This window comes from Nocardioides sp. (genome assembly GCF_035697785.1).
Taxonomy (GTDB): domain Bacteria; phylum Actinomycetota; class Actinomycetes; order Propionibacteriales; family Nocardioidaceae; genus Nocardioides_B.
Map to the genome: position 1 here is coordinate 24,563 of NZ_DASSCL010000003.1, position 23,435 is coordinate 47,997.

Consider the following 23,435-nt stretch of genomic DNA (forward strand, 5'->3'; position numbering starts at 1 on the left):
CCGCTTCCCGGTGTGAACTCCCCACGGGAAGCGGCAGTTCTCGCGGGGCAGTACGCCGGGTGGCCGCGAGGTGTCCACCCTGGACGGATCGTGCCGAGTAGGCTCGACAACCCATCCGTCCGCGCGGCAGTCGCGGGAGGACGGTGAGCGGAAGGGATCGCCAGTGACCGAAGCCCCGGTGGTGGTCGGCTACAACGGCAAGCGACCGAGCACCGAGGCGCTCGACTGGGCCGCTCGCGAGGCGCGACGCCGGGGTGCGCCGTTGCTGGTGCTGTACGCCGCGAACTACCCGGGGATGACGCTCGACCCCGGGCCGGGGCTCCTGCACCCGGAACCCGGGGCGCTCGAGGCGGCGGAGGAGGTCACTGCCGAAGGCGTCGCCTCCGCGCTGGTCGCCGATCCCGCTCTGAAGGTGAGCGGCGCGACCGAGGTCACCAGCCCGGCCCAGGCACTCACCGAGGCGTCCACCGATGCCGGGCTGCTGGTGATCGGCACCCGAGGGCACGGCACGGTCCTTCGAACGCTGCTGGGATCGGTCGCCTTCGAGGTCGCCGCCATGGCCGAGTGTCCCGTCATCGTCGTGAAGTCCACCGCCGAGGACCCGGCAGGACGGGCCGCCGGACGAGTCGTGGTCGGCACCGACGGATCGCAGGAGGCCGGGCGCGCGGTTCTCTTCGCGGCCGACCGGGCCGCCTCCGCGTGGGCAGCCGGGTCGCTGAAGGTGCTCACCTGCACGGGCGAGGCGGTCCGCAGCGGGATCAGCCAGGACCGGCTCCGGTCCACTGCGGAACAGATCGCGGACGACGCCCGGCAGGCGCTGCGCCGTACGCACCCGCGGTTGGCCGTCAGCACCGAGGTCCAGGAGTGTCCACCCGAGCGGGCCCTCGTGGATGCTTCGGCGGAGGCTGACCTGGTGGTCGTCGGCACCCGTGGCCGCGGTGCGTTCCGGGGGATGCTCCTGGGCTCTGTCAGCCACGCCGTGATCCACGGCGCGGAGTGCCCGGTGGGGATCGTCGGCGCACCGAGCCCCGGCGCCGACGCCGACGGGTGAGCCCGGGTCCCGGTCGACGGCCGGTCCGCGGAGAAGTGGGGCCCGCTCTCTAGGATCGACGCTGTCCGCCCCCGACCCGAGGATGCCGCTTGCTCGCGCTGGTCGCCGCCCACTTCGTGGCCGCAGCCGTGTCCCCGTGGCTGGTGCGGGGGCTCGGCCGACGGGCCTTCCTGGTGCTGGCGCTGGTTCCCCTGCTCAGCTTCGGATGGGCGCTGAGCCGGACCGGCCGCGTGCAGCAGGGGGACGCGCCGACGGAGGTCATCTCCTGGGCGCCGAGCCTCGGCATCGACCTGGCGTTCAGGATGGGTGCTCTGCAGTGGCTGATGGCGCTCATCGTCGCCGGAGTGGGCGGCCTGGTGCTGCTCTACTGCGCCTGGTACTTCGACGCTGACGACCCCGGCCTCGCCTCGTTCTCGGGCAGCTTCGTCGCCTTCGCGGGCTCGATGCTCGGCCTGGTCCTCTGTGACGACCTCCTGGTCCTCTACGTCTTCTGGGAGCTGACCACGGTCTTCTCCTACCTGCTCATCGGCAGCGAGCCGGCCCGACGGGCGAGCCGGCAGGCGGCGATGCAGGCGCTGATCGTGACCACCCTGGGCGGTCTGGCCATGCTCGTGGGGATGCTGATGCTCGGGCAGCAGGCCGGCACCCACCGGATCAGCGAGCTCCTGGCCGACCCGCCGACCGGCCCGGCCACCACGGTCGCCGTGGCACTGCTGCTCACCGGTGCGCTCAGCAAGTCCGCCCAGATCCCCTTCCACTTCTGGCTTCCCGGTGCCATGGCGGCGCCCACCCCGGTCAGCGCCTACCTGCACGCGGCCGCGATGGTCAAGGCGGGGGTGTACCTCGTCGCGCTGCTCGCCCCAGGTTTCGCCGATACGCCGGGATGGCACGAGCTGGTGCTGCTGCTCGCCATCTGCACGATGCTGCTCGGTGGCTGGCGAGCCCTGCGTCAGTACGACGTCAAGCTGCTGCTCGCCTACGGCACCGTGAGCCAGCTCGGCTTCCTGCTCCTGATCTTCGGTGTCGGCACCCGTGCCACGGCGTACGCCGGCCTGGCGATGCTGCTGGCACACGCGCTGTTCAAGGCGACGCTCTTCCTCGTCGTCGGCATCGTCGACCACCAGGCAGGGACCCGCGACCTGCGAGTGCTCTCCGGGGTCGGACGCGCCGCCCCCGTCGTGTTCGCGACCGCCCTCGTGGCCGGGGCGTCGATGGCGGGACTTCCTCCCCTCCTCGGCTTCGTCGGCAAGGAGGCGGTTTTCGGCTCGCTCCTCGACGTGGCCCGCGCAGACGACCGGCAGGACCTCTCGCCCCTCGCCGGATGGCTGCTCCTGGGCGGGGTGATCCTCGGCTCGGTGCTGACGGTCGCCTACACGGCGCGATTCCTGTGGGGGACGTTTGCCACGAAGCCCGAGCTGCGGGCTACGCAGTTCACTCCGGCACCGCGCGGTTTCCTGGTCGCACCGGTCGTGCTGACGGTCGCGACCGCCACGCTCGGGTTCGCGGGACCCGCGCTCACCAGTGTGTTCGAGCCCTACGCCGTGCAGTTCCCTCCGGGCGCGCACGCCGCCGAGCTGGCCCTGTGGCACGGCCTGGGGCTTCCGCTGCTCTTCTCCGCCCTGACACTCCTGCTCGGCCTTGCGATCTTCGCCCGGCGCCGCACCTTCGGTCGCCTGCAGGCGGCGCTGTCCCCGTCCCGGACGGCCGATGGCGCCTACCGGCTGATCATGCGGACGGTCGACCGCTCGGCGGTGGAGGTCACCGGGCTGACCCAGCGCGGTTCGGTGGCGGCGTACCTGGTCGTCATCTTGGTGGTGCTGTTGCTCCTGGCCGGAACGGCGGTCCTCACCGCCCTGGACGGACCCCGGACGGTGGTGGCGTGGGACACGCCGGCCCAGGCTCTGGTCGGCGCGGTGATCATCCTGGCCGCCGTGTTCGCGACGCGCTCGCGCCGACGGCTACGCGCGGTGATCCTCGCGGGCGTCACGGGCTACGGGACGGCGCTGCTGTTCGTCCTCCACGGCGCTCCGGACCTCGCGCTCACCCAGATCCTGGTGGAGACGACCAGCCTGGTCGTCTTCGTGCTGGTGCTGCGCCGGCTGCCGGTCTACTTCACCGACCGACCGCTCTCGCCGCGGCGCTACCTGCGGATGGTCCTCGGGGCCGCCGTCGGCATCGCGGTCACGCTCATCATGCTGGTCAGCACCGGGGCCCGCACCGCGGACCCGGTCTCCACGGCCTACCCGGAGGCGGCCGTGGAGTTCGGCGGCGGCCACAACATCGTCAACGTGATCCTCGTCGACATCCGTGCCTGGGACACGATGGGCGAGATCTCGGTGCTCGTGGCTGCGGCGACCGGCGTGGCCAGCCTGCTCTTCCTGGACACCCGGATGTCGACGATCAGACGGGTCTACGACATCGCCGCCACGGAGCATCTCGCCACGGTGCCCACCGGCCCGGGCCGACGTGTGTGGCTGCCCGGTCCGCGCACGCTCCCGCCGGATCGGCGCTCGATCATCTTCGAGGTGGTGGCCCGGCTGATGTTCCCGGTCATCGTCGTCCTCGGGATCTACCTGCTCTTCGCCGGTCACAACAATCCCGGTGGTGGGTTCGCGGCCGGCATGGTCACCGGTCTCGCCCTGATGGTGCGCTACCTCGCCGGTGGCCGCTACGAGCTCGACGAGGCGGCCCCGATCGACGCGGGCGTGCTGATGGGCACCGGCCTCTTCGTCGCCACCGTCTCCGGGCTCGCCCCCCTGGCGTTCGGAGGCGCCGTCCTGCAGAGCGCCCAGATCGACCTGGCCGTTCCCCTGATCGGCAACGTACACGTGGTCACGTCCACCTTCTTCGACATCGGCGTCTACCTCGTCGTGGTCGGCCTCGTGCTGGATCTGCTGCGCGCCCTCGGGTCCAGGATCGACCGGCAGATTCTCCGCGACGAGCGCGAGGCGGAGCAGGAGGCCGTCCGGTGAGCATGAACCTCGCCCTCGTCCTGACCGCCGCCACGCTGATCGGCTGCGGCGTCTACCTGGTGCTGGAGCGCAGCCTCACCCGGGTGCTGGTGGGGCTGCTCATCATGGGCAACGGCGTGAACATCCTGTTCCTGGTCGCCGGCGGACGGGCGGGGGACCCGCCGATCGAGGGGACCACCGACCCCGCCGCCATGGCCGATCCCCTGCCCCAGGCGCTGGTGCTCACCGCGATCGTCATCGCTCTGGGCACGACCGCCTTCCTGCTCGCCATGGCGCACCGCAGCTGGCAGCTCAACGCCAATGACGACGTGCAGGACGACGTGGAGGACGCCGCGATCCGTCGACTCGCGGCCGCGGACGAGGCCTCCGACAGCCACGACCTGGCCACCGCAGGTGAGGACGAGGTCCTGACCGAGGAGGGCGCATGAACTCGCTCGTGCCGCTGCCCGTGATCCTCCCCCTGCTGGGGGCCGGGGCCGCGCTCATGTTCTCGCACCGGCCACGAGCCCAGCGGCTGGTCAGCTTCACGGTGCTCACGGCCATGGTCGTGATCGCCGCCGTCCTGCTCGTGCAGGCCGACCGTCACGGCCCGCAGGTGGCCTGGCTCGGCGCTTGGACCCCGCCCCTGGGCGTCAGCCTGGTCGCCGACACGCTCTCCGCGCTGATGCTCCTGGTCTCCGCCGTGGTGACCCTCGCGGTGCTCAGCTACTCCGTCGGTCAGGGCATGACCGGCGACGATCGCGAGGCCCCGGTCTCGATCTACCACCCGACGTTCCTGGTGCTCGTCGCCGGCGTCTCCAACGCGTTCCTGGCCGGCGACCTGTTCAACTTGTTCGTGAGCTTCGAGATGCTGCTGTTCGCGAGCTATGTGCTGCTCACCCTGGGAGGGACCGCGACCCGGATCCGTGCCGGGACGATCTACGTCGTGGTGAACATGCTGTCCTCCACGCTGTTCCTGATCTCCCTGGCCGCGGTCTACGCCGCCACCGGCAGCCTCAACCTTGCCCAGCTGGCGGAGCGCATCGAGACGCTCCCCTCGCCCGTGAGCCTGACCCTCCAGCTGCTGCTGCTCACGACGTTCGCCGTCAAGGCGGCCGTCTTCCCGCTGTCGTTGTGGCTGCCCGACAGCTACCCGACAGCACCGGCGCCGGTGACCGCCGTGTTCGCGGGGTTGCTGACGAAGGTGGGGGTGTACGCCATCCTGCGGGTGCAGACGCTGCTGTTCCCCGACAGCCCGCTCACGGACCTGTTGATGTGGGCTGCGCTGGTGACGATGCTGGTCGGCATCCTCGGTGCGGTCGCCCAGTCCGACATCAAGCGGATGCTGTCCTTCACGCTGGTGAGCCACATCGGCTACATGATCTTCGGAATCGGGCTCGCGACCGAGGCGGGAATCTCCGGAGCCGTGTTCTACGTCGCCCACCACATCACGATCCAGACCGCCCTCTTCCTCGTCGTCGGGCTGATCGAACGTCGTGCCGGCAGCACCGCCCTGCTCCGGCTCGGCGGTCTGGCACGGCTGGCCCCGCTGGTCGGTCTGCTGTTCTTCGTGCCGGCGATGAACCTCGCCGGCATCCCGCCGATGTCCGGGTTCCTGGGCAAGGTGGGCCTGCTGCAGGCAGGTCTCGACGTCGGCACTCCCCTGGCCATCACGCTCGTGGTCGGCGGAGTAGTGACCAGCCTGCTCACCCTCTATGCCGTGGCGAAGGCCTGGACGATCGCATTCTGGCGCACGCCCGAGGAGGCACACGAGACCGCGCAGGCGCTGCCGAGTCCCGGTGAGGAGGTCGACCAGCGGCATCCGACGGTGACGATGGTGCATCATCGTGGCCACGTCCACGCCGGCGGTACGGCGTACGCCACCGGCGACCTCGAGGAGGCCAGGTTGGTGCGCGACGAGGAGGCGCCGGACCGCGATCTCTACCAGCTGCTGCGCGACGACGCACTGCCGGATCGGCTGCCGCGTGCGATGGTGCTGCCGACGGCCGCGCTGGTCACGTTCAGCCTCACCTTCACCCTCGTGGCCGGGCCCATGTTCGCCTACACCGACCGGACCGCCCGCGACCTGATGCAGCGGACGCCGTACCTCGAGGCGGTCCTGGACGGAGCCGACCGATGAGTCCGCAGCTGAGGACGCGGCGGGACGGCACGGTCCGGCCGGCCCGCTACCGGTCGCTCGAGCCGTGGGTGCTGGTCTGGCTCACCGTCGTGTGGATGGCGCTGTGGGGAGACCTCTCCCTCCTGTCGGCGGCGAGCGGTCTCCTCGTCGCGATCGTCGCTTGCCTGGTGTTCCCGCTGCCGCCGTTGCGCCTGGACGTGCGCGTCCGACCGCTGGCCATGCTCTGGCTGGCGATGCGTTTCGTGGCCGACGTCGTCGTCTCCAGCATCCAGGTCTCGCGCGTGGTGCTCCGCCCGCAGCGTCCGTTGCGGAACGCCGTGATCGAGGTGAACCTGCGCACCCCGTCCGACTTCGTCCTCACCATCGTGGCGGAGATGACCTGCCTGATCCCCGGCAGTCTCGTGGTCGAAGCACGCCGGTCCACGCACACGCTGTTCCTGCACGTCCTCGACGTCGGAGACCTCGCGGGCGTGGAGCGTTTCAGGCAGAGCGTGCTCGACCAGGAGGCGAGGCTCGTCCGTGCCCTCGGAGGGCACACCGACCACCTCGACGACGTACCCACCCTGCCCCCCGGAGCCGTCACGTGACTATCGTCCTGATCATCTGTGCCGCGATGCTCTCGGTCGCGGCGGTCTGCGTGGTGGTCCGCATGACCATCGGGCCGACCATCCTCGACCGAGCGGTCGCCCTCGATGTGTTCGTCGCGATCGGCATCTGCGCGCTGGCGATCGAGGCGGCGCTCAACCGGCACACGTTCACGCTGCCGATCCTGCTCGTGCTCACCCTGCTCGGCTTCGTGGGCTCGGTCAGCGTCGCCCGGTTCACCAGGGGCAGCGACGACATCGAGGCGGACCGGACATGACCTGGACCCAGCTGGCCGACTACGTCGCCGCCGCCTGCATGTTGCTCGGCGCACTCCTGGCCCTGATCGCCGCGATCGGAGTGCTCCGGCTCCCCGACCTGCTCAGCCGCATGCACGCCGCCACGAAGCCGCAGGTGCTCGGCCTGATCCTCATCCTGATCGGCCTCGGATTCCGGCTGCGGGACCCCGGCGCCATCGGCGTCCTGGTGCTCATCGGGTTGTTCCAGCTGCTGACCTCTCCGGTGGCGAACCACATGGTCGGCAGGGCATCGATCCGCGCCGGCCAAGTGAGCGAGGACCGCCTCATCGTGAACGACCTCGAAGGAGTGCTGCCCGATCCAGCGGAGCCTCACTGAGGCCTGGGACCGGCATCGCGCTACCGGGCCGGGCACGCCCCGTGACCGCCGGCGAGAGTCGAACGACCCCGGCGTCAGGAGTCCGCCAGCCACGCCAGCAGGCGACCCCGCGACCAGCAACGACCGACGGCCTCGGAGCTCAGGGACGCTCCCTCGAGCACCGCCAGGCCGATGATGCTGTGACCCGAGGCGCGGCGATCGCCCAGTGTCGGTACCGCCGGCGCGACCCCGACCCCCTCGGCCGACACCCACGCCACCGCACGGCCGGCCGCCGCTTCGTCGAGGCGTTGCAGGAACCGCAGGCGGCTCTCGAGCGTGAACTGAGACAGCGCCCACGTCGTGGTGACGACGGGCAGGGCAGCGGCGGGCACACTGGCGAAGGCGTCCGGCAGCACCTCGAGCGCGTCACCTCGCAGCAACCGCGGAGCAGCCGTGACCGTCAACGACATCTCGGCCTCGAGCCTCGCGGCCCGCTCCGGCTGATCGGGTGGGAGGCAGGCACACAGCCAGCGGGCCTCCTCCGGGTCGGACACGTCGACCGGATCGACGTCGACGCCGACGCGGGCCACGACCTCGGGGATCTTCCGTCGCGGGACCGGCCGGTCCCCGACGATCGAGCACGACAGCCGCACGGGAGATGTCGGGTCGCCCAGCAACTGCCCGTCGCCGTAGGTGATGGACACGCGATCCACATTGAGGTTGAGCCCAGCCCCGCAGCTCACGTCGATCAGCCCCACCGCGGTCGCGCCCACCCGGCGGGCTGCCTCGGCAACGGCCGGGTAGAGCACGGCACAGCGTCCGGTCTCGTCGGTCAGCGGCTTCCGTCGTACGGCGATGGCCACCACCGCTTCGGTCATCTGCAGCAGCGTGTCGATCGCCGCCGCGGCGGCGGCGTCGCCGTCGGCCGTGGAATATGCCGCGGCCAGCGCCGGGGCGCGGCCGGCGAGGGCGAGGTCGTGCAGTGCGGCGAGGATGGCGGTGGGACCTCGCCTGCGCGCCGGCGCCGATTCGATGGCGCGCAGCGCCTCTCCGGACTCGCTCATTGCGACGGCGACGCGCGCGTAGAGCGGTGACGTCTCGGCGGCGTCGACCTCACCGAAGCGTCGGTACGTCTGAGCCAGCGTGCGAGGTCTACCCACTGACACGGCATCCTGCGGTCGGCCCTGACATCCCGAGAATTCTAGGACGGCGATACCCAGGCTCGGGCTGGGATGCCGGCGGCTACCTTCGCGGCTCGTACCGCAGTGCGACTGCCCCCGAGTCGAGCTCCAGCCGGCTCACGAGCCTCAGGTCGACGTGGGTCGACAGCCCCGCGAACAAGGTGGGTCCGTGGCCGGCGAGCCTGGGATGCACCACGAACTCGTACTCATCGATCAACCCGAGCTCCGTCAGCGACAGTGCGAGCCGCACTCCTCCCACGAACAGTCCATTGCCCGGCTCTCGTTTGAGCTGCTGAACGGCCTCGCCCAGATCTCCGCGCACGAGTTCCGCGTTCCAGTCAAGCTCCTCCAGGGTGCTCGACACGACGTACTTCTTCGCCGCGTTGATCGTCAGGGCGAAGGGCTCCATCCAGTCGGGTCTCGAGTCGGCCGGCGCTGGGGGCATCCACGCCGACCGCATCAGTTCGTAGGTCACCCGGCCGAAGAGAAGCGCGTCGGCCTGTTCGAGGTTCGCGACCGCGTGACGATGCAAGGCCTCGTCCGCAGGGATTGCCCGATGATCGCAGCATCCGTCCAAGGTGACGTTGATGGAGTAGCGAAGGGGTCGCATTTCGCGACAGTACCTACGACGAAGCGATCGGAGGCAACCCGGTCACGTCGGCCTCATCGGCCTGTCCGCTCATCGGTACGCCTGCCACCAGACGGTCAAGCTGCGAAATGCCGACCCTTCGGCGACGGCTGACCCTCCGGGCGGCGACCAGGACGGTTCATCTCCCCCATCAGGGGTGATCCCCACCGGTCTGCGCCATGCCATCTTTCCGCATAGGCCACTAGCTAGGGGGCGACGCCCATGACACGGTTCGTTGTCCCCCTCCCCTACGAGCTCGACGGTCAGAGCAGGCCGCACGGGTGACCTCACGGCGCAACGGACGTGTTGAAGGCGAGGAAGGCGCCATGCTGGTCGTCAACTCCAGGCGTCCGCTGGCACTTCTTGCGAGCGCCGTGGTCGCCGCCTCGGGTGCTTTGCCCATCGTGCTGCTGACGGCGACGCCCGCCGCTGCGGCGAACATCACCACAGCTTGCGCCGGAGACACCAGCGGCACGACCTTCACCCTCACTGCCAACTGCTCCACGACCGAGCCGCTGACGGTGCCGAACGGGTTCACGATCGACGGAGCCGGCTTCACGATCAGCGCGACGGACGCGGGTGTGCCGCAGTGGAACGGCGGGATCGTCACCAACGCCGGTGAGTCGATGACCATCCGGAACCTCAAGATCACCGGGCCGGAGCTCGGCTTCCAGCTCTGCACGCAGGCCGGCAACGTCCTGTACGGCATCTGGTTCAACGACGCGAGCGGCAGGGTCGACAACGTCACGGTCGACCACATCTTCCAGTTCCAGAACAACGCCTTCGCCTCCTGCCAGACCGGACGAGCCATCCGCGCGGACAACGCCTCCGTGCCGCGAACCGTCCGGATCACCAGGACGACGGTCATGGACTACCAGAAGAGCGGGTTCGAGTCCCGCGGGTCTGCGACCATGCACGTCAGGAACAGCACCGCAGGGCCTCCGCATCCGCTGGAGGGTTTGAGCGCCCAGAACGGCGTCTCGTTCGTCAACACCACCGGCGGAACCGTGGCGCAACACGATCCACGGCAGCAGTGATCAAGCCCCTGGGCCCCCGGGCTGCGGGAACTGCAACCCCACCAATGGCACGGGAATGCTCTTGTTCGACGCCGACAACGCGACAGTCACCCGCAACACCTTCGTCGGTGCCGGCACGGACATCGGCATCGCGGTGTCCGCCGGCAGCACCGGAGCAAGGATCGCTTTCAACAGGGTCACGCGAACCCCCTCTACCAATCCCGACAATACGGACCCGACCGGCATCGGGATAAGCGTCGGCCCGAGACCGGTCAATTCGGCGACGCTGATCTGCAACACGTTCGACGGATGGAACCAGAACATCGACGGTGCCATCCAGATCGCCTGCACGCCGCTGCCCGACGGCACCGAGTGCGTGCCCTACTCGGCCAGTGCTCCGACCGTCGAGGGCAATGCCGCGCCGCCGTTGCGGTGGCGGGCGCCGCCTGGGACCCTGCCGCCGGGCTTGACCCTCGCGCGGAACGGCACGATCAGCGGCACTCCCCCTGACACCACCGCGGGGACGTACCGGTTCCGTCTGAGGGTGGTCACTGCCGACAACTTGATCGCGACGACGGTTCAGAGGATCACCATCGCGCCGGGTTGCGTGGATCCGACTCCCGAGCCGGGCCCGAGTCCCACGCCGGAGCCGACCCCGACCCCACCCACCCCGACGAACCAACCCGTCGTCAGCACGGTCACCTCTGACCGGCGCGTGCCACCTGGGCAGCCGTTCCACGACCGGATCCGGGTCAGCGGGCTGGCCGGCAATCAAGCTGCCGCCGCCGTGGCGCGGCTTTACGGGCCCTTCGAGTCCCGGGCCGCGGCCACCTGCGATGACCGGTTCCGGGTTCGGGCGCTCGCGCTGCAGGTTCGCAACGGCTCGAACCGGACCACCCCCGACATCCGGATCGACACGGCGGGCGTGTACACGTGGAGAGTCACCCTCCTGGCCGATGCCGACAACAAGTCGGCGACCCACCGCTGCGGGCAGGCCGCCGAGACCACCGTGGTAGCGAAGCCCGCCTTCGTCGCGCCGGCCGTGATCGGAGGCTTCTCCGGCACCCTCCCGGGCTTCGACCGCGACCGGCGCCTGGATCCCTCGGCGACGATCGAGATGCCGGGGATCGGGATGCGTGCGGCGGTCCAGCGCCACGGGATCGTCGGCAGAAAGATGACCCTGCCCGGTGACGTGGGCGATGTGGGGTGGCTGCGCCGGTCTGCCGGCTTCGGCGACATGATCGGCACGGCCGTCGTCGGCGGACACGTCTCCGATCGGCACGACCGTCCCGGCGCGATGTTCAACCTCAGACGGGCCCACGCCGGGCAGCGGATCACCGTCACCCAGGCCGGGGAACGGCATCGGTTCAAGGTGGTCGAGAAGACAACCCTCGACAAGCGCCAGAAGCTGCCCGACCGGTTCTTCGCCACCACCGGCAAGCACCGCCTGGTCCTCATCAGCTGCACCGACAGGGTCGTGACCTCCGGCGGGCACTTCCACTACACGCGCTACATCGTGGTCGTCGCCAAGCAGGTCCACCGCCACAGGTGACAACGAGGTCGGTTCGACTGTCGAGGTTGGCTGCGTGAGCGGACGGGGGTGTCCCGCACGCGTCGGTCCATGCACGCGCTCTGGACTCGGCGGTCGGCGACCGGATCATCGGTGGTGACGGGATGGTGTTTCGCCCTGGCATCGCAGCCAGAACGGAAGGTGCTTCCAAGCCGTGTGGGTCGTCATGTCGTCACCGCGACTGGTCCCGGCACACCCTGGGCGAATCCGGGTCAGGCGCGTTCGACGGGCTGCCAGAGCTCGCAGGTAGCGGTGCTGAAGTCCTCGTTGTGCTCGAGTACCGCGACGATCGACGGGCCGGGTCGCAGCCGCCACGGGTTAGACGGGAACCACTCGGCCGCGGTCGCCGCCCACGTCTCCTGAAGCACCTGCGGGTGAGGCCCCTCAGTGGTGAAGACCACCCAGCTCCCCGCTGGCACGGTGATGCTCTCCAGGTCGTCGGGCGTCGACGTGTCGTTCGTGATCGCTACTCCGTGCATGTAGGTCAGCTCGCTGCCCTGTGAGCCCTCGGGTTCCAGCTCGTCGCTGATCTGGAGCAGTCCCTCGGGCGAGGCGTTGCCGAGCGACTTCAGTCGCAGGTGCTCCGCCATGGGGATCGCGGCGATGTGGGCTTGGATGTGCGGGTTGACGCCTTCGTAGACGAGCGGCACCCGAGTGGCGTGACCCACCAGGCGGAAGGCTGGTCGGTCGGTGATGCGAACGTGCATTGCGGTATTCCCTTCGACGGTCAGGCGGAACCTGAGCTGCTGTTGGCTTCGGAAGGGGCCCCCGTGTCGGCGGGCGTCGGTGAGGCCGACGCCGTGGACGGCGCGGAACGCGCGGCCGAACGCCTCGGTCGAGCCGTAGCCGTGCCTGACAGCGATGGTCAGCAGGTCGTCGGACGACCCCGCGACGTCGGCCGCCGCGAGCGACATCCGGCGCCGGCGTACGTACTCCGAGACCGGCATGCCCGCCAGCGAAGAGAACATCCGTCGCAGGTGGTGCTCGGTGGTGCCGTGCTTTGCAGCCACCGCGGCGACGTCGACCTGCTCGGCGGCTGCCTCCTCGACGGCGTCCAACAGGTCGTTCAGTGCGGCGAGCATGGAGCCTCCTTCCGCGTATCAGTCTCGGCTCGTCCGGCGCATCTCTGCCCGATCGTTGCGGACCAGTCCGATCAACCGTGAGCGAAGGCACGCTCTTCAGTCCAGCGTGACCTCGGCATGAACATGCATGAGCCTGAAGCCGGATCTTCGGCACCCGGACGGACAACTCGCGGCATGACGGTTCGGCCGTGAAAGGGTTGTTGACATGGCAGGTAAAGCGAGTCCCGGCCGCGAGGTCGTGCTCAAGACGAAACGTCTGCGGCTCAGACCGTGGCGGGTAGCCGAGGCGGTCGTCCAGCGTGAGCTGTGGACCGAACGTGATCCACGAGTGCCGCCGCACCGTCGGATCGACGCGGATGGACACCCCACGGTCGCAGACCTCGAGGAGTCGATCCACGCCAACCAGCCGTCGACGATCGGGTTGCTGGCCGTCGAGCGGCAAGTCGCTCGTGACGTCATCGGCTACTGCGGGCTGATCGACAGTGGACGGGCGTCGGAAGGGGAACCAGAACTGGCATTCGAGCTGCTACGCCGGGTCTGGCGCCAGGGATACGCGACCGAAGCCTCGTTTGCGGTTCTGGACTGGGCGAGATCGTCGGGGTACGAACGTCTGTGGGCCACGGTCTGGGAGTGGAACACCGCGTCTCGCCGGGTGCTGGCCAAGCTCGGGTTCACCGAGACGGAGCGGAAGGAAGTGGACGCGGTCTACGGGAACACCCTGTTCACCACGAGACGGCTTTGACGCAGCCGTTGCAGGGTGGGTCGACGAGCTCGACGTTCATGTCCGCACGAGGAAGCGCCGACACGCGTCGATGGGTTTGCTGCACACCTGCGAGTGTGGTCTCGTTTGAGGTTCTGCCCAAGGCGAGCCGCTGAGCCCGTGACGGCCTCGATGGAACGCCCATACACGATCGGTACGGACCGGGTTGAAAGCCATCCTGCTGAGCGGAACGTGCGCGCTCCTGGTGTCGCTCTTCATCACTCGCTGGGCGATTACGCAGTTTGCGTCCTGGGGCCTGGGGCAGCTGATCCGCGAGGATGGCCCGAAGACGCATCACGTGAAGCGCGGCACACCCACGATGGGCGGCGCCGCCGTCGTGGCTTCGGTGGTGATCGGCTATGCGTCCGCCAAGCTCCTGATGTGGGACTCACCCTCGTGGTCCGCGCTCCTGGTGCTCTTTGTCCTGGTGGGTATGGCCGGCGTGGGATTCCTCGACGACTTCATCAAGGTCAGGATGCAGCGCAGCCTCGGTCTCCGGAGCAGGGCCAAGCTGTTGGGGCAGACCGTTGTCGGCCTCACGTTCGGATTCCTGGCGCTTCATCCCGCCCTGCAGGGTGACGCGCCAGCCGCTGTCTCTCACAGGCTCTCCCTCGTGCGGGACTTCGGTCCGGCGTTGCCTTGGGTGATCGTCGTTGCGCTCATCTGGTTCATGGTGAGTGGGACCAGCAACGCCACGAACTTGGTCGACGGGCTCGATGGGCTGCTCGCGGGCAGTGCCACGATGGTCTTCGCCGCGTACACCATCATCGGCATCTGGCAGAACAACCACCTGTGCGAATCCGCCGGCACGACCGACGGCTTGTGCTACCAGGTGGCTTCCCCGCTGGACCTGGCGACCGTGGCAGCCGCCCTGACCGGCGCCTGCTTCGGGTTCCTGTGGTGGAACGCATCTCCGGCCAAGATCATCTTGGGCGACACCGGCTCCCTCGCCCTGGGGGCGGCCATGGCCGGGCTCGCACTGCTGACGCGGACCGAGCTGCTGCTGATCGTCCTCGGTGGCCTGTACGTGGCCGTCACCGGGTCGGTGATGCTTCAGGTGTCCTGGTTCAAGCTGACCAGACGCACTACGGGTGTGGGCAAGAGGATCTTCCTCATGACGCCACTCCAGCATCACTTCGAACTGCTCGGTTGGGAGCAGGTGACGGTGGTGATCCGGTTCTGGATCGTCACGGGAGTCTGCGTCGCGGCCGCGCTCGGAATCTTCTACGGCAACTGGGTGACGAACCTACGCTGAACCTCTGAGTGTGCAGACCTCCTTCGCGACCACTGAGAGGCAGTTGGGACGAACCTGTCCGACCGCGACGACGACCGGCAGGACGTCGTCATCCGTGACCCGGAAAGCTGGGTCTCACCCGGCTGGCTTCCGTGGACGGGAAGGATCGCGGGTTCCACAACGGGAGCGGCGGCTCCACCGTCTCCGACGACGGACCGTGCACGGCGCTCAGCACGTGGTCGGGTGTCCACGTGTTCGAGCGCCTCCGCCGCTAGCCCTGGGACCGACACGGTTTCGTGCCGAGCGTTCCGCGCAGTCGCGATCGGCGTCGCAGCTAGGACGGGAAGTGCTTCCAGTGCCCTTCCGAAACGACCTCAACGGTGCCGTCGACTACCTTGATGGCCGTCTGGTCGTCCAGCGCGTACGCCGGACCCGAGATGTCCGCAGCCCAGTGTTCCGCCTCCGCCATGGAGTTGCCCCGCATGCCGTCGGGAGCCAGGTGGGGACAGATCGAGAAGTCGACGATGCCCAACGCGTGGTCGTCACCGGTCGGTGGTCTCCACTGCACGAAGTCCTCCCCCACCCTCGGGGTCATCACCATGCTCCCGGCGCTCACTCCTACCCAGACCGTCTCGGTCAGCGACGGAAGCAGGTCTGCCAGCCCGGACTCGCGCATCCAATGGCACAGGTACAACGCGTCACCGCCGTCCACGAGCAGGACGTCGGCCTCGCGGACCCAGGGGACCCAGCGCTCCTCGTCGATGCTGGGCAGCGCGGTGAGTTCGAGGACGCCCACCGACTTCCAGCCGAGGTCAATCATGGGAGCGGGCGTCTTGCCGGCGATGAAGCGCCACACCCCGGACGGACCACAGTTGGGATGGCCCCACTCGGCGGTCGGGATGCACAGCGCAGTGGCGTCGCCGATGGGCCTGTACAGCAGACCCGTGAGCGCATCGTGAATGCTCGAATTCGTGACGCCGCCGGATGTGAGAAGCAGCTTCAACGTGGCTCCTGATGTGAGTGCGTGGGACGTGTACCTCGCAGGCGGCAAGGCTTCCAGCTCCCAGTCCGGCAGGCCGACGGCCGGCGGATCCTCAGCTGCGCGCCTCGACGCGACTGTCGATTCGCAGTCAGCTCTTGTTGAGCTCCTCGGCGAGCATCACGAGGATGCCGCTGGGGCCGCGGACGTAGGTGAGCTTGTAGATGTCCTCGTAGGTCGCCACGCCGCGCAACGGGTGGCAGCCGTGTCTCGCGGCGATCTGGAGGGCCTCGCCGAGGTCGTCGACCGAGAAGGCGACGCGGTGCATGCCGATCTCGTTGGGCAGGGTGGGCTCCGTCTCGATCGCGTCGGGGTGGATGTACTCGAAGAGCTCGAGGCGACCGTTGCCGTCTGGTGTCTGGAGCATGGCGATCTTGGCGTGGTTGCCGTCAAGGCCGACGGCGGTGTCGGTCCACTCTCCGCGGACCGTGTCACGGCCCAGGACGGTCAGCCCTAGGTCGGTGAAGAAGGCGACGGTCGCTTCAAGGTCGCGGACGGCGATTCCGACGTTTTCGAACCTGATGGGCATGCGTGGCAGGTTACCGAGTTGCGACGGTCTGTTCAGGCCGAGCCTCCCAGGTCCCGAGGGGGCCGACGGACAACCCGTGTCGGGCTCGCCCTGACGAGTCTCGGCTGGGCCGCCTGGTGCATGAATAGAAGACAGCGCTTCCGGGTACAACCCTCTCATGAGTGCGAAGCCAGCACTGGTGCGCATGATTCTCGCTGGACGCGACGAAGGCCGTGACCTCGAGGAATCGCTGAACTACCTCGCCCGGGTCTTCGGCCGGCCGGCTTCAGCGGAACGGCTCGGTCCGCATGTCACCTGTGCCGAGGCGAACTGCATCGCATGGGTGCTGGTCAACAGCCGCCACGCCGACGCAGCGGTCGCCTGGCTGGACCACCATTCAGCCAGTGATACCGAGGGGGACGTGCACGGGGGTGCCGAGTTCAACGCTGCCCGATACGTCGCCGAGAGCTTCTGAGCCGACTGGCCGATCATCGGCACGACCGCGCACGTCGCCGGCGCGGCGACGAGTTCGTTGCAGCACGGACACGCACGGGAACCCGGCCTCCACGTCTGCCATCCCGGGCCGTTCGTCAGGCCGGCGCCGCGGCTGGCGCGGCCGTGCCCGAGATGACGCCCGCGAGGCCCGCAAGCGCCTCGACCGAGACCCGGTAGTAGGTCCACGGCCCCTGCTTTCGGTCGGCGTACACGATGCCGGCCTCGGTCAGCTTCTTCAGGTGGTGGCTGACGGTGGGCTGGCTCAGACCTAGCGCGTCGGTCAGGTCACAGGTGCACCCCTCCATGTCCTGGTTGGCCAGCATCAGCGACAGCAGCCGCAACCGGGCCGGGTCCGCGAGGGCTTTCAGCTGCGTGGCCAGCGCCTTCGCGTCCTCGACGGACAGCGGGGCCGAGGCCAGCGGGGCGCAGCACGCCCCGGCCGGCGCGGACTCCAGAACCGGAAGCAACTTCGTCATGTCACCCATGGTGCCACGACATCGGTGACCGTCAATGAAGCCAGGTCAGCGAGTTGGTTGCCGAAGCCGCCACAGGGCCTGAGCGCCTGCGAAAACTTTTCCTGCCAGATGCTTGCATTGATGGCTGTCGATGGGCACGATGGTCGACGAAGACATCGACAGTTGTCGATGTAACGAGGTCCGGACGCCGGGCCCGAACTCCGAGGAGCCCGAGATGACCCTGATCCACCCCGGCTCGGCCGGGACCGTCAGCCCCAGCCCGCAACGCGGCGCCGTCGACCGCGGCTACCCGGCCTCGCTGAGCGCGATGGTCGCTCAGCAGCGCACGGCCGACCTCATCCGCACGACCGAATTCGCTCGGATCGCTCGCCAAGGCCGCGAGGCGTCGCCGCGCTGGGCCACCCCCGCCGTCAGCGCGCGTGGCGTCGTGGGCGCCGTCCGGGTCGCCTTGGCGCAGGCCCTGACCCGGCACGCCCCGCACGCCATGCGGCGCGGTTCAAAGGGCCGCGCCGCGCTGACGGGGTCGACCTCGCAGCTCGTCTGCTGCGCCGCCTGACCAACGACCAGGCCCGCAAACCCCGACACGCTCGGGCAGCACCGAGTCACAACACCCTCCCGCCACCCGCATCGAGAAGGAGCACCACCATGTCCCGTCTGCAGCTAGCCCTCAACGTCAACGACATCGACGCCGCGGTCGACTTCTATCGCACCCTGTTCGACACCGAGCCCGCCAAGCGCCGCCCCGGGTACGCGAACTTCGCGGTCGAGAACCCCGCGCTGAAGCTCATCTTGTTCGAGAACCCGGCGCAGGCCGGCACCCTGAACCACCTCGGCGTCGAGCGCGAGTCCATGGAGGAGGTCGAGGCCGAGGCGAACCGGCTCGAGGCCGCCGGATTGATCCTGGACGTGGAGGGCGACGTGGTCTGTTGCTACGCCCGCCAGGACAAGCACTGGGTGACCGGCCCCGACGGGCAGAAGTGGGAGAACTACGTCGTCCTCGCCGATGCCCACCCGGAGCTCGAGGGCAGGACCGCCCTCGCCGACCTGGCACTGCGCGACGACTCGGTCCCGGTCAACGGCGGCTGCTGCGGAGGCGCCAACGGGGCCGACGGTGACATGGCCGTCGGCCCCGAACGGCAGCCGGTCAGCGCTTCCGCCGGAGGCTGCTGCAGCTGACGGTTCACCACCAGCACGGGCGGATCACCACGACCCCTGTCCCGGGGTCACGGCGCAGCCTCCATCCCCCGGGTGTCGGGGCCCGCCGCGTTGCGTTGGTGTCACGGAGCCGAGGTAGCCGAGGTAGCCGAGGTAGCCGGGGTGGCCGAGGTGGTGGTCCGCGGCCACTACTGGCGCCAACATGGACGCGTGAGTGTCGTCGAGAACGAGGCATCATCGGGCGCCCCGGCTCGCGTCGACGTGCTGGTCGTCGGCGCAGGCCCAACCGGTTTGACCCTGGCCGGCCAGCTGGCTGCCTACGGGGTCAGCGTGCGGATCGTGGACCCCAAGCCGCATCCGGTCATGGAGTCCCGTGCCCTCGCGGTGCAGCCGCGAACCCTGGAGGTGCTTCGCGGAACGGTCACCGCCCGGCTCCTGGAGCGGGGCAACCCGGCCGTGCACCTGCACTGGCATGCCGACGGTCGGAGCGCCCGGCTGCCGCTGTTCGACATGGGCATGGCCGACACCGCCTACCCGTACCTGTTGTTCCTCTCCCAGGCCGAGACCGAGGCCGCAATGGTCGAGCACCTGGCCGAGGTCGGAGTCACCGTCGAATGGGGCACAAGGCTCCTCGACTTCGCGCACTACCACGGTTCCGGGCAAGGTGACGAGGGCCTCGAGTGCAATCTCGTCCAGGCCACGGCCGCCGACCAGCACCCCTCCACGGAGGGACTCACACCGAGCGAGACTCTGCGCGCCCGATACGTGGTGGGCTGCGACGGCGCGCACTCGCGGGTGCGCGAACTCGCCGGCATCACCTTCGCCGGCGGCCGGTACCCGCAGACCTTCCTGCTTGCCGACCTCGACGCCGACGGGCTCGACCCGGGCGCCGCGCACGTCTGGTTCGGGCAGCACGGCCCCCTGTTCTTCTTCCCACTCCGCCGGCCCGCCGCCTGGCGAGTGCTCACCCCACGCCCCGACCGCCCATCCCCCACGGTCGGCCCGGAGGCGGCGGCCGAACCGCCGCAGGGCGGGTCCGGCCGGCAGGACGTCGTCGGGTCCGCACACGTCACCGACGCCGAACTGCAAGACGTCGTGGACGCGGCCACCGGCGGCACCGTCCGCCTGAGCTCGCCGATCTGGTCGACCGTGTTCCGCATCCATCACCGGCACGCCGAGACCTACCGGTCCGGCTCGGTTTTCCTGGCCGGGGACGCCGCCCACATCCACAGCCCTGCAGGCGCCCAGGGCATGAACACCGGCATCCAGGACGCGGCAAACCTCGGCTGGAAGCTCGGGTTGGTCTGCCACGGGCGAGCGACACCGCGGCTGCTCGACACCTACGACCGGGAACGCCGGCCAGTCGGGGCGTTCGTGCTCCGGTTCACCAACCGCGCGTTCACCGCGGCCACCTCGAGCGCGGCACCCGTCCGGTTCGCCCGCACCCACCTCGCGCCGCGAGCCCTCGGGCTCGCCGCCCGGGTTCCGAAGACCCGCGCGGTCGCCTTCCGCACCGTCTCCCAGCTCGGCATCCGCTACCCCAACCTGCTCACCCCGGCCAGCTCCTCGACCAAGATGCCGACGAGACTGGGAGTGCTGCGGTCACGAATGGCCGGACGTCGGGCAGGGCACCCGCGGCCCGGCGAACGGTTGCCCGACGCTCAGGTCACGGCCGGCCAAGAACGCCTGTGGATGCACGACGCCCTCACCGCGCCGGGATTCCACCTGCTGCTGTGCGGACCCGCCGAACACTGGGACCCGGCCGAGGTCGCTGAGCTTCACGCCGCGCACCGGCCCTGGCTCCATCTCCACCAGGTGCTTCCACGCGGCGGCGTTCCGACGGCGGGGCACTCCGCGGGTCCGGTCGAGTCTTCCGGGCGACCCGTCCGCGTGCCAGTCGACGTGCCGGTCGACGAACTGGTCGACACGGACGGCGTCGCCCGGCGGAGATGGCACATCCGGGGGGCGGAGGCGCTGCTGGTCCGACCGGACGGACACGTCGCGGCCCGCGACTCCGACGCCAACCTCGACGGCGTGCGGGCCCTCCTGGCCAACTGGCTCACCACGGCTTGACCCCTCCATGTCGCTGCGTCACCGGCAACCACTTCACGCCGGTCGTGCTCGCCGCGGTCCGGTCCAGCACTCGTCGCAGCACTCCGACGATCGGTTCAGGAGTAGCCTGAAAGACATGGCTGGGCAGGTGTGCTCACGAACGCCGGCAAGACCGTGCCGGGCGCCGGCCTACGACTGCTGCGACGCGGAGGACCCCGCGAACTGACGCCACTGGCGCCGTCCTGCGGCGCCGATGCTCAGTCCTGCCCACTTCGTCCTCCACCGGAGTTCCGCCATGTCCAGCCACACCTCCACCCGCCGACTCCCCGCGGCACCCAGCGCGGTCGCCGCGCTCGTCGCCGCGGCCGCCTGCTGGGGACTCGGCACCGTCGCCTCCAAGCAGGTCGTCGACGACGTCGCCCCGCTCACTCTGCTCCCCCTGCAGCTGGCCGCCAGCTGCGCACTCCTGCTCCTGCTCACCGCGGTCCGCCGCGAACGCTTCGCCTGGACACCGCCGATGCGCCGGCTCGCCGCGCTCGGCGTGCTCAACCCCGGCGTCGCCTACGCACTCGGCCTGATCGGGCTCACCACCATCACCGCGAGCATGTCCGTGCTGCTGTGGGCGCTCGAGCCGGTCATCATCTTGCTGCTCGCCGCGCTCGTGCTCCGCGAGCACATCCCTGCATCGCTGGCGGTATCGGTCGCCGTCGCCATCACCGGGGTGCTGCTCGTCGTCTACCAGCCTGGCGCCACCGGCAAGGCCATCGGCATCACCCTGACCCTGGTCTCCATCGGGTTCTGCGCCCTGTATGCGGTGCTCACCCGACGGCTGATGCTCGACGACTCCTCGCTCACCGTGGTGCTCGCCCAGCAAGCCGCGGCGCTCGGCTTCGCGGTCGCCCTGGCGACGGTGGTGGGCCTGGCCGGTGGCCCCGGCTGGGACTTCAGTGGCCTCGGCGCCGGGGCCTGGCTGGGCGCCGCCGGGTCCGGAGTCCTGTACTACGGCCTCGGATTCTGGTTCTTCGTCACCGGTCTCCGCCAGGTGCCGGCCTCCTACGCGGGCGCGTTCTTGCCGCTCATCCCGGTCTTCGGGGTCGCCGCCGGCTACCTGACCGGTGAACGGCTCGATCCGCGACAGTGGCTCGGCGCGGTGATCATCGTGGCCGCGACCGTCGGTATCGCCATCCGGCAGCGCGCAGGCACGGCAGCTGCCCCCACGACCAGCGGAGCTTCGCGTTGAGCCTCGCCGGCACCTGACCCCACCGAGCGAGACAGCCCGAGGGCGAACCGCGGCGACGGTCGGAGACAGCGGGGCGCGCGTCAGCCGGTCGGGCGCAGCCCGTCCAGGACCAGTCCGACGAGCCGGTCGACGGCAGCATGACCACCGCGGCGGCGACGCCCTCCTCTGGCGTTTCGGTCCGTGCCAGCTGAGCCGTGGGCGGGCACCACCTCCACGGCGGCTCCCAAGGCGTGCAGGACGAACCCGGTCAGCTCACCGGAGGGCACGTCGGTGCGCACCACGCCCGCGTCGGCACCCTCGACGAGCAGGTCGCGCATGAACCCGACCAGCTCCGAGCGCGCCGCATCCATCCGCTCCCCGTGATGCAGTACCGCCGTCACGTCGGTCCCCGCCCCCTGCGCGGACGCGAAGGCGAACGCCGTCAACACCGCCCGCAACCGGGTCTCCACGCCAGCACCGCCAGCCTCCCGGGTGTCCGCGGCCCGCGCCGCGACCTGGCGCAGCTGGTCCAGGTGACCGGCCACCTGCCGCTCGTGCCACCCGGCAAGCACGGCCTCCAGGTCCGGGAAGTACCGGTACAGCGTGGCCCGCCCCACACCGGCCGCATCCGCGACCCCGGACATCGACACCCCACCGACCCCGCGCTCGGCCACCAGCGCCGACGTCGCATCGAGAACGGCCTCGCGCACCGCCTGACGGTGCGCGTCGACGGTGTCCTCCCACAACTTCGGCATGGCCAACAGGGTACGCCAAGGGAGACGCACCGTCACATAGACGACACGTTGTCTTGACCAAGACGCTGTGTCTCGCAAACACTGGTCGCATGCGAGACAAGAACCGGTCCCACGGTCCGTCCAACGCGCCGGGCACGCCGGCCCCGCCGATGCCGAACTGGGTCAAGGCATCCCTGGTCATCGCAGCGCTGGTGGCCATCGTGGTTGTGGTTGCAGTTCTGACCGGTGGAGAGCACGGGCCGGGCCGCCACCTGGGCGGTCCCAGCCTCACCGACACCCACCCGGTCCCCGTCGCGGCGGACAGCCGCCCATGAGGCGCACGCCGAGAACGAGGCACGCCCTGCTGCTGGTCCACATCCTGTCCTCAGTCGGCTGGTTCGGCGCAGTGGTCTGCTTCCTCGCGCTCGCCGTCGCGGGCACGAGCAGCGCCGACGCCCAGCTCGTGCGGGGCGCCTACCTGGTGATGGGCTGGTCCGACTCCGTCGTCCTGGTCCCGCTGGCCGTCGCCTCCCTGACCACCGGCATCGTCCAGTCGTTGACCTCCGCGTGGGGTCTGCTGCGGCACTACTGGGTGGTCTTCAAGCTCGTCCTGACCACCCTCGCAACCCTGGTCCTGGTCACCTATACGCAAACCCTCGGCCACTACGCCGGTCTCGCTGCCTCAGGTGCACCCATCGGCCAGCTGCGTGCGCCAACCGTCGTCGTCCACTCCACCGCTGCGCTCGCCCTGCTGCTGCTGACCACCGCCCTGGCCGTCTACAAGCCACGCGGACTCACCCCACGCGGACATCGGCAGCGGTTGCGGTCACGCACCACCCCTGCAGTGGTCGACCCGCCCGGTGCGACCAACCCGGGGGGCCCCAGCTGAGCTCCCGCACGTCCGTCGTCACCCGACGAGATCTACGCCGTCCGCGTGGAGCGCCCTC

Annotated in this window: 25 protein-coding genes; 18 read left to right on the forward strand and 7 right to left on the reverse strand. The window is 69.8% G+C overall.

Annotated features, from left to right (window positions below):
* The first annotated feature begins 163 nt into the window (after positions 1–163).
* The 7 genes from VFH10_RS00395 (at position 164) to mnhG (ending at position 7,360) form a co-directional block, all read left to right on the forward strand.
* Entirely contained in the window at positions 164–1,051 is an 888-nt protein-coding gene (locus tag VFH10_RS00395; protein WP_325124888.1) for a universal stress protein, read from the forward strand.
* An 89-nt stretch (positions 1,052–1,140) separates the two neighbouring features.
* Entirely contained in the window at positions 1,141–4,023 is a 2,883-nt protein-coding gene (locus VFH10_RS00400; RefSeq protein WP_325124890.1) for a Na+/H+ antiporter subunit A, read from the forward strand.
* A gap of 2 nt (positions 4,024–4,025) precedes the next feature.
* Entirely contained in the window at positions 4,026–4,451 is a 426-nt protein-coding gene (locus tag VFH10_RS00405) for a Na(+)/H(+) antiporter subunit C (protein WP_325124944.1), read from the forward strand.
* Positions 4,448–6,142, forward strand: a complete 1,695-nt coding sequence (locus VFH10_RS00410; protein ID WP_325124892.1) for a Na+/H+ antiporter subunit D — start codon at positions 4,448–4,450, stop codon at positions 6,140–6,142. The genes VFH10_RS00405 and VFH10_RS00410 overlap by 4 nt, the downstream gene beginning before the upstream one ends.
* On the forward strand, positions 6,139–6,729 hold the full coding sequence (locus tag VFH10_RS00415) for a Na+/H+ antiporter subunit E (RefSeq protein ID WP_325124894.1): 591 nt from the start codon (positions 6,139–6,141) through the stop codon (positions 6,727–6,729). Before VFH10_RS00410 ends, VFH10_RS00415 begins: the two co-directional genes overlap by 4 nt.
* A complete protein-coding gene (locus VFH10_RS00420) occupies positions 6,726–7,004 on the forward strand; it encodes a monovalent cation/H+ antiporter complex subunit F (RefSeq protein WP_325124896.1) in 279 nt (92 codons plus the stop codon). The genes VFH10_RS00415 and VFH10_RS00420 overlap by 4 nt, the downstream gene beginning before the upstream one ends.
* A complete protein-coding gene (mnhG, locus tag VFH10_RS00425; RefSeq protein WP_325124898.1) occupies positions 7,001–7,360 on the forward strand; it encodes a monovalent cation/H(+) antiporter subunit G in 360 nt (119 codons plus the stop codon). Before VFH10_RS00420 ends, mnhG begins: the two co-directional genes overlap by 4 nt.
* Before the next feature lie 74 nt (positions 7,361–7,434).
* Here the strand turns inward: mnhG and VFH10_RS00430 are convergent, their stop codons facing one another.
* Together VFH10_RS00430 and VFH10_RS00435 are read right to left on the reverse strand one after the other, a co-directional pair.
* On the reverse strand, positions 7,435–8,499 hold the full coding sequence (locus VFH10_RS00430) for a DUF2332 domain-containing protein (protein ID WP_325124900.1): 1,065 nt from the start codon (positions 8,497–8,499) through the stop codon (positions 7,435–7,437).
* Positions 8,500–8,581: 82 nt separating this feature from the next.
* Positions 8,582–9,130, reverse strand: a complete 549-nt coding sequence (locus tag VFH10_RS00435) for a dihydrofolate reductase family protein (RefSeq protein ID WP_325124902.1) — start codon at positions 9,128–9,130, stop codon at positions 8,582–8,584.
* A 344-nt stretch (positions 9,131–9,474) separates the two neighbouring features.
* On the opposite strand from VFH10_RS00435, the gene VFH10_RS00440 reads away from it, so the two are divergent.
* Positions 9,475–10,185, forward strand: coding sequence for a hypothetical protein (locus VFH10_RS00440; RefSeq protein ID WP_325124904.1), 711 nt, complete (start codon positions 9,475–9,477; stop codon positions 10,183–10,185).
* A 61-nt stretch (positions 10,186–10,246) separates the two neighbouring features.
* Positions 10,247–11,716 carry a sortase domain-bontaining protein gene (locus VFH10_RS00445; protein WP_325124906.1) on the forward strand — a complete coding sequence of 490 codons (1,470 nt, stop codon included), beginning with the start codon at positions 10,247–10,249 and terminating at the stop codon, positions 11,714–11,716.
* A 230-nt stretch (positions 11,717–11,946) separates the two neighbouring features.
* Here VFH10_RS00445 and VFH10_RS00450 read toward each other — a convergent pair whose 3' ends face one another.
* Positions 11,947–12,816 carry an AraC family transcriptional regulator gene (locus VFH10_RS00450; RefSeq protein WP_325124908.1) on the reverse strand — a complete coding sequence of 290 codons (870 nt, stop codon included), beginning with the start codon at positions 12,814–12,816 and terminating at the stop codon, positions 11,947–11,949.
* 205 nt (positions 12,817–13,021) lie between these two features.
* On the opposite strand from VFH10_RS00450, the gene VFH10_RS00455 reads away from it, so the two are divergent.
* Entirely contained in the window at positions 13,022–13,558 is a 537-nt protein-coding gene (locus tag VFH10_RS00455) for a GNAT family N-acetyltransferase (RefSeq protein WP_325124910.1), read from the forward strand.
* Between the two features lie 184 nt (positions 13,559–13,742).
* Positions 13,743–14,831 carry a phospho-N-acetylmuramoyl-pentapeptide-transferase gene (gene mraY, locus VFH10_RS00460; protein WP_325124912.1) on the forward strand — a complete coding sequence of 363 codons (1,089 nt, stop codon included), beginning with the start codon at positions 13,743–13,745 and terminating at the stop codon, positions 14,829–14,831.
* A gap of 313 nt (positions 14,832–15,144) precedes the next feature.
* Here the strand turns inward: mraY and VFH10_RS00465 are convergent, their stop codons facing one another.
* A complete protein-coding gene (locus VFH10_RS00465; protein ID WP_325124914.1) occupies positions 15,145–15,861 on the reverse strand; it encodes a Type 1 glutamine amidotransferase-like domain-containing protein in 717 nt (238 codons plus the stop codon).
* Positions 15,862–15,940: 79 nt separating this feature from the next.
* Positions 15,941–16,378 carry a VOC family protein gene (locus VFH10_RS00470; protein ID WP_325124916.1) on the reverse strand — a complete coding sequence of 146 codons (438 nt, stop codon included), beginning with the start codon at positions 16,376–16,378 and terminating at the stop codon, positions 15,941–15,943.
* A gap of 157 nt (positions 16,379–16,535) precedes the next feature.
* Here VFH10_RS00470 and VFH10_RS00475 point away from each other — a divergent pair, with 157 nt between their 5' ends.
* Positions 16,536–16,832, forward strand: a complete 297-nt coding sequence (locus VFH10_RS00475) for a hypothetical protein (RefSeq protein WP_325124918.1) — start codon at positions 16,536–16,538, stop codon at positions 16,830–16,832.
* Positions 16,833–16,947: 115 nt separating this feature from the next.
* Here VFH10_RS00475 and VFH10_RS00480 read toward each other — a convergent pair whose 3' ends face one another.
* Positions 16,948–17,328 (reverse strand): metalloregulator ArsR/SmtB family transcription factor, encoded by a 381-nt coding sequence (locus tag VFH10_RS00480; protein WP_325124920.1) that lies wholly within the window; start codon positions 17,326–17,328, stop codon positions 16,948–16,950.
* Positions 17,329–17,542: 214 nt separating this feature from the next.
* Here VFH10_RS00480 and VFH10_RS00485 point away from each other — a divergent pair, with 214 nt between their 5' ends.
* From VFH10_RS00485 to VFH10_RS00500, 4 genes are all read left to right on the forward strand, one after another.
* Complete coding sequence (locus VFH10_RS00485) at positions 17,543–17,884, forward strand: hypothetical protein (protein ID WP_325124922.1); 342 nt, start codon at positions 17,543–17,545, stop codon at positions 17,882–17,884.
* Positions 17,885–17,973: 89 nt separating this feature from the next.
* Positions 17,974–18,504, forward strand: coding sequence for an ArsI/CadI family heavy metal resistance metalloenzyme (locus VFH10_RS00490; RefSeq protein ID WP_325124924.1), 531 nt, complete (start codon positions 17,974–17,976; stop codon positions 18,502–18,504).
* Between the two features lie 189 nt (positions 18,505–18,693).
* Positions 18,694–20,556: an FAD-dependent monooxygenase gene (locus tag VFH10_RS00495; RefSeq protein WP_325124926.1), complete on the forward strand. Its 1,863-nt coding sequence runs from the start codon at positions 18,694–18,696 to the stop codon at positions 20,554–20,556.
* Between the two features lie 274 nt (positions 20,557–20,830).
* Positions 20,831–21,775, forward strand: a complete 945-nt coding sequence (locus VFH10_RS00500; RefSeq protein WP_325124928.1) for a DMT family transporter — start codon at positions 20,831–20,833, stop codon at positions 21,773–21,775.
* An 80-nt stretch (positions 21,776–21,855) separates the two neighbouring features.
* Here the strand turns inward: VFH10_RS00500 and VFH10_RS00505 are convergent, their stop codons facing one another.
* On the reverse strand, positions 21,856–22,509 hold the full coding sequence (locus tag VFH10_RS00505; protein WP_325124930.1) for a TetR/AcrR family transcriptional regulator: 654 nt from the start codon (positions 22,507–22,509) through the stop codon (positions 21,856–21,858).
* Positions 22,510–22,598: 89 nt separating this feature from the next.
* Between VFH10_RS00505 and VFH10_RS00510 the strand changes: the two genes are divergently transcribed.
* Together VFH10_RS00510 and VFH10_RS00515 are read left to right on the forward strand one after the other, a co-directional pair.
* On the forward strand, positions 22,599–22,823 hold the full coding sequence (locus tag VFH10_RS00510; protein WP_325124931.1) for a hypothetical protein: 225 nt from the start codon (positions 22,599–22,601) through the stop codon (positions 22,821–22,823).
* Positions 22,820–23,377 (forward strand): DUF2269 domain-containing protein, encoded by a 558-nt coding sequence (locus VFH10_RS00515; protein WP_325124932.1) that lies wholly within the window; start codon positions 22,820–22,822, stop codon positions 23,375–23,377. Before VFH10_RS00510 ends, VFH10_RS00515 begins: the two co-directional genes overlap by 4 nt.
* The last annotated feature ends 58 nt before the right edge of the window (positions 23,378–23,435 follow it).